7 protein-coding genes are annotated in these 5,068 nt (G+C 68.2%); 1 reads left to right on the forward strand and 6 read right to left on the reverse strand.

The annotated features are described in order from the left end of the window. The 6 genes from QOC69_RS30040 to QOC69_RS30065 all read right to left on the reverse strand — a co-directional run. Positions 1 to 217, reverse strand: a 217-nt coding sequence (locus tag QOC69_RS30040; RefSeq protein WP_526446161.1) for an arginase family protein, incomplete at its 3' end; no start/stop codon positions are given. Continuing rightward, the gene (locus tag QOC69_RS30045; RefSeq protein ID WP_526446162.1) at positions 204 to 1,235 is read right to left on the reverse strand and encodes a Rieske 2Fe-2S domain-containing protein; all 1,032 of its coding nucleotides are present in this window, start codon (positions 1,233 to 1,235) and stop codon (positions 204 to 206) included. The genes QOC69_RS30040 and QOC69_RS30045, both read right to left, overlap by 14 nt. Continuing rightward, complete coding sequence (locus tag QOC69_RS30050; RefSeq protein WP_526446163.1) at positions 1,232 to 1,975, reverse strand: TetR/AcrR family transcriptional regulator; 744 nt, start codon at positions 1,973 to 1,975, stop codon at positions 1,232 to 1,234. The genes QOC69_RS30045 and QOC69_RS30050 overlap by 4 nt, the downstream gene beginning before the upstream one ends. Before the next feature lie 63 nt (positions 1,976 to 2,038). After that, positions 2,039 to 2,758, reverse strand: coding sequence for an SDR family NAD(P)-dependent oxidoreductase (locus QOC69_RS30055; protein WP_526446164.1), 720 nt, complete (start codon positions 2,756 to 2,758; stop codon positions 2,039 to 2,041). Then, positions 2,755 to 3,465 carry an SDR family NAD(P)-dependent oxidoreductase gene (locus QOC69_RS30060; RefSeq protein ID WP_526446165.1) on the reverse strand — a complete coding sequence of 237 codons (711 nt, stop codon included), beginning with the start codon at positions 3,463 to 3,465 and terminating at the stop codon, positions 2,755 to 2,757. Before QOC69_RS30060 ends, QOC69_RS30055 begins: the two co-directional genes overlap by 4 nt. Position 3,466: 1 nt before the next feature. Then, positions 3,467 to 4,303 carry a creatininase gene (locus tag QOC69_RS30065; protein ID WP_526446166.1) on the reverse strand — a complete coding sequence of 279 codons (837 nt, stop codon included), beginning with the start codon at positions 4,301 to 4,303 and terminating at the stop codon, positions 3,467 to 3,469. A 181-nt stretch (positions 4,304 to 4,484) separates the two neighbouring features. Between QOC69_RS30065 and QOC69_RS30070 the strand changes: the two genes are divergently transcribed. Continuing rightward, positions 4,485 to 5,068: hypothetical protein (locus QOC69_RS30070; RefSeq protein ID WP_526446167.1), on the forward strand; the 584-nt coding region annotated here is incomplete at its 3' end.

A 5,068-nucleotide genomic window follows, 5' to 3' on the forward strand; every position in this document is an offset into this window, starting at 1 on the left:
GGCGCAGGGTGCGCGCCGCTTGACGCACGCCCATCGGGCCGAATCTCGCCCCGGGCCGATACGACGTGCCGCCGTCGAAAGGCACTCCCAGAACGGCGATTTCGTAGTCGCCGACCTCGTGGATGTCCGCGATCCGTGCGAACGTGCCCTTGCCGGCGTAGCGAGGCACTTGTCCCGATGGCGTGGCGCCGATGATTGCGTCGTCACTGGTAGACATCATGGCCCTTCTGGCTCGATGGCAAAGATGCGTCCGCACCAGCGTCGCGCATGAACTCGACGAAGGCGCGGCGCGTCGCGAGCGTGTATCGATCCGCCTCGACCGACAGCTCGTACTGCTCGCGATCGAACGGCACCTCCAGTGGGTCGAGGGTGTTCAAGGTCGGCAGGTCCTCTTGCAGCACAGCCATCTCGGTGGCCAGCGTCGCGGCCGGGTCGTACGCCGTGTAGCCCGCCGCGGTGCCGGAGACGAGGAAGATCCGGCACCCGGTCGGGCCGGCCGGGGTGAATGCCTCCATGACGACCCGCTTGCCGCCCGCACCGTGATCGAGCAGCACGGTGGCGATGCCCGGCGCCACCGCGTGGTAGTCGAACGTCAGATCCTCGACGTCGCGGAACAGTTCGGATTCGCCGTTGGCGGCGGAGTAGCGGCGCGTCATCCAGGTCTCGTAGCCCGCGCGGCGCACCTCGAACTTCGAAACCCGGTGCGGCACATCGCCCATCGTCCCGCGGTGCACGAACGGGAAGTGGGCGACGTCGCGGAAGTTCTCCATCGCGGCGAGAATCCCGGCCTCGACGTCGACCGGCTCGCCTGCGGCGTAGGTCATTCCGAGCGTCTCGAGTTCTGGCAGGTCGGGCGGGCCGGTCAGTGGATCGCCGACGCACGTCCAGACCAGGCCGTAGCGCTCGACGGCAGGGAAGGCGCCGATGACGGCCGCCTTCGGGATCGCGGCCGACGGTCCGTTGGACGGGATGTACACACACTGGCCGTCCGCCCCGCGCCATTGCCACCCGTGGTACGGGCACTCGATCGAGTCGTCGACGACCGCGCCGAGATGCAGCGCCCCGCCGCGGTGCAGGCACCTGTCGGGCAGAACCCGTGGTTGCCCGTCGGCGGTGCGGAACGCGACCAGGCGTCGGCCGAGCAACGTCGCGATCTGAGGGCGGTCGAGGTCGACGGCGCGGGCGACCGGGTACCAGCCGCGGCGCAATGCGGCCGTGCGCGTCTCGGAAATCATCCGTCGGTCGGCGCCGATGATCCGGCCGGTGTGTGATCGTCGTGGGCTGCCGCGGCCTCGGTGAGCTTCGGCAACGTCGCGGGATCGCGGAGCAACCCCCGCACCATGATGGCCGCGAGCTCTCCTGCGACATGCTCGCGCGAGTAGTCCTGGTGTCGGAACGGGCTAGTGCCGCCGGGAGCGTGCGCGGCCGAGTTGCGGTACCGGCGCTGCACGCCCTCTTCGGCGGCGCAGATGTTCAGCGCGGCGAACTCGGGATCGCACTCGATGAACTCGCCGCACGCGATGCCGTCGCTGATCAGCGTGGCGATGTGCTGGTGCAGCTCGGCGGTGTCGGCCCAGAACCCGACGAATACATCGGGCTGCTGCTCGGCCAGCACCTCGACCTCGCAGATGTCGACCGGCGACGAGCACAGCTCGCGGATGTCGAGGCGCAGCAGCCGCAGAAGCCGGACGGCAGGCGAGCCGGTTTCCGAAACGACCTGCCTGGCGAAGTCGAGCGAGACGGTGTTCAACTCGAGCAGACCGAGGAGGATGTCCTCCTTCTGGCGGAACCAGTAGTACAGCGATGACTGGCCCAGCCCGCTCTGGCGCGCGATCTCGGTCATCGTCGTGTTGAGGTACCCGCGCTCGCGGAACAGCCGGGCGGCGACGACCAGGATGTGACCGCGGCGATCGGAGTCGCCGTCGAGCCCGGCCTCGTCCTCGAGGCTGGCCTGATCAGTGTTGTGGTGTGTCATCGACATCCTGTCCGCCCCATAGCCGCCGGCATCGGGCGCCGCCGTCCCCGTGCCGCGATCGTCTCACGACATCAACATCCCGCCGTTGATCTGCACGCACTCCCCGGTGAAGGATTTGGCGCCGGCTAGGAATACGACCACGTCGGCCACCTCGGCGGGCTGCACCAGCCGGCCGGTCGGCATGCCCGCCATGTAGTGGCGATGCAGTTCGTCGAGTCCCACGCCCTGGAACTCGGCGTCGCGGTTGAGCTGCTCGGTTTCGGTCGGTCCCGGGGCGATCGCGTTCACCCGGATCGCCGGAGCGAGCTCGCGGGCCAGCGACCGGGTCATCCCGAGCAGCCCCGCCTTGCTCGCCGCATAGGCACTGAAGCCGGCCTCTCCCCGCAGCGCCGAGATGCTGCAGAGGTTGACGACCTGACCGGCGCTCTCCCGCAGCGGCGCGGCCGCCGCCTGGGTCAGCCACAGGGGAGCGGTCAGGTTGACCTCGATGTCACGCCACCACAAGGGCATCGTCTCGACGGTCGGTTCGACGACCGTCATCGTCGCGGCATTGTTGACCAGCAGGTCCAGCCGCCCGAACCGGGCCAGAACGTCGTCGACGATCGCCCGACAGTTGTCCCGCCCGCGCAGGTCCGCCGGGATCGTCAGCTCGGCGCCTGCAACCTCGCCCGTCTCGGCGAGATCGGTCGCGACGACCGTCCAGCCCGCCTTCGCCAGCGCGCCAACGATCTCGCGCCCGATGCCGCCGGCCGCTCCCGTCACGAGGGCGACTCTCGCGCTCACTGGATCACCACCCCGCCGTTGGGCGAAATCACCTGGCCGGTCAGCCACGTCCACTCGGCGACGTCGACGATCGCCCTTGCCAGTTCCTCCGGGGTGCCGAACCGGTCGAGGGGGATGCTGTGCCGGTAGTCCTCGCCGCGCCACCGTGGCGTGAGCATCTCGGTGTCCGTAGGGCCGGGGCAGATGACGTTGACGCGCACCTGGTCGGGGCCGTACTCACGGGCGACCGATCGGACCAGGCCGAGCATGGCGGACTTCGCGGTCACATACGGCACGTGGTCCTCGTCGCCGAGCAGGGCCAGTTCCGACGAGATGCCCACGATCGAACCGCGCCGCCGTGCCCGCATCCGTGGGCCGACGGCGGCGATCACGTTCACGCAGCCGCCAAGGATGACCCCGAGGCTGTTGTGCCACAACTCCGGAGTCACCTCCTCGAGCGGCAGGTCGACGTCGAAGCCCGCACAGGCCACCGCGACTTCGATCGGGCCCAGGTCGGATTCGACGGCGGCGACCAGCTGATCGACCGCCGCCACGTCCGAGACGTCGGCTTCGTACGCGATCCCGCCGATGTCGCTGGCCACCTGCTTGGCCTCGGCCTCGCGACCGAGGTGATCGACCGCGACCTGGTAACCGCGGCCCGCGAGCGCGTATGCGGTGGCACGGCCGATGCCGCTTGCACCTCCGGTCACCAGGGCAGCACCCGCCATCTCAGCGCCCCTCGTCCGCGGCCAGCGGGATCGACGCGCCGTTGAGGGGCAGTGGAAACTCGGTGTCCAGGATCGAGATGATGTGCTCGACGATCCGCTCGGTCAGCAGTTCGCCCTTGGCCACGCTGGCCTGGGTCGCCGACGCCAGCACGCCGGTGGGGGTCGACATCGTCGGGTCGATCGGGAGCACGTCCCAGGGCACGTTGCGGGCGGGGGCGTCGTCCACGATGCGGTCCATGCGGACCGTGGCGGGCCGCAAATACTCGAAGAGCGAGGTCTCGATGACCGCGGCGTGCTCGAGGGCCAGGCCGGGGAAGCCGTCGGGGAACAGCACGTCCAGGTCGGCGCTTTCGAAGTCGGGCATGCCGTTCTCGACGACGACGATCTTCACCTCGGGGAAGCGCCCGGACACCAGGTACGCCGGTTCGTACACGAAGTTCTGATTCTCGAAGTGCCAGCTGTACAGGACGATCCGGCGGAATCCGGTGCGGATCAATTCCTCGAGCAGGTCCTCCAACATGGCGATGAACGTCGTCGCGCGAAGCGAGAGGGTGCCGGGAAACTGCTGGCCGCCACCGCTGGCCGGGCGCGAGCGGTACCCGAGCCGCACCGGCGGACCCACGATGAACGGGCGTCGGGCCGCGGCCAGCCGCAGCAGTGCCTGGGGGACCACCCAATCGGCGCTGACCGGCAGATGCGGGCCGTGCTGTTCGGTCGAACCGACCGCGATCACGACCGGGGCGTCTGCGGCGGCCGCGGCAGCGATCTCGGGCCAGGTCATCCACTCGTACTCGACGGTGCCCGCGCCCAGCACCGGCGTCATCAGGTCGTCACTCACAGCTGCCTCCATGTTATTTACCAGCCAAATCGATACTGCATCGATTTGTAAATCACGCCGTTCCGTCAATTGATACTACGGACATTCGTCTACGTCCAATTCGATACGTTATCGACACGGGTAATTATTGTGCACGAAACAACCGGCCCCTACGTTCGCTTCTGTCCGACGATCCGACCCGTTGCCTCTGGAGGCGCCCACCGTGCGCATGTACTTCTGCACCGACATCCATGGGAGCGAGCGGTGCTGGAAGAAGTTTCTCGCCACCCCCAAGCACTACGAGTGCGACACGATCGTGATCGGCGGGGACATCACCGGGAAGTTCATCGTGCCCGTGATCGAGACCAAACGCGGCAAGTACAAGGCCCGCTTCGCCGGCATCGAGCGCAAGGTCAGTTCGGGCTCGCAGCTTGACAACCTGCTCGCCATGATCGCGGACGCCGGTGAGTACGCGTGGCTGACCACCCCCGATGAGTTCGAGTCCCACGCAGGTGACCAGGACAGGATCGATGACCTGTTCCGGACCCTGATCCTCAAGCGCGTCGAGCGCTGGATCGACATGGCCGAGGACCGCCTTGGCGGAACCGGCGTGCGGGTGCTGATCAGCGGCGCCAACGACGACTACTTCGACGTCGACGACATGCTCAGCCGCTCGAGTGTGATCGAGGACCCGAACGGCACGGTGATCGATCTCGACGGCGGCTTCCAGATGATGGGCATGGGCTACGGCAACATCACGCCGTGGGCGTGCCCGCGCGACGTGTC

This window comes from Mycobacterium sp., assembly GCF_032162105.1.
Taxonomy (GTDB): Bacteria; Actinomycetota; Actinomycetes; order Mycobacteriales; family Mycobacteriaceae; genus Mycobacterium.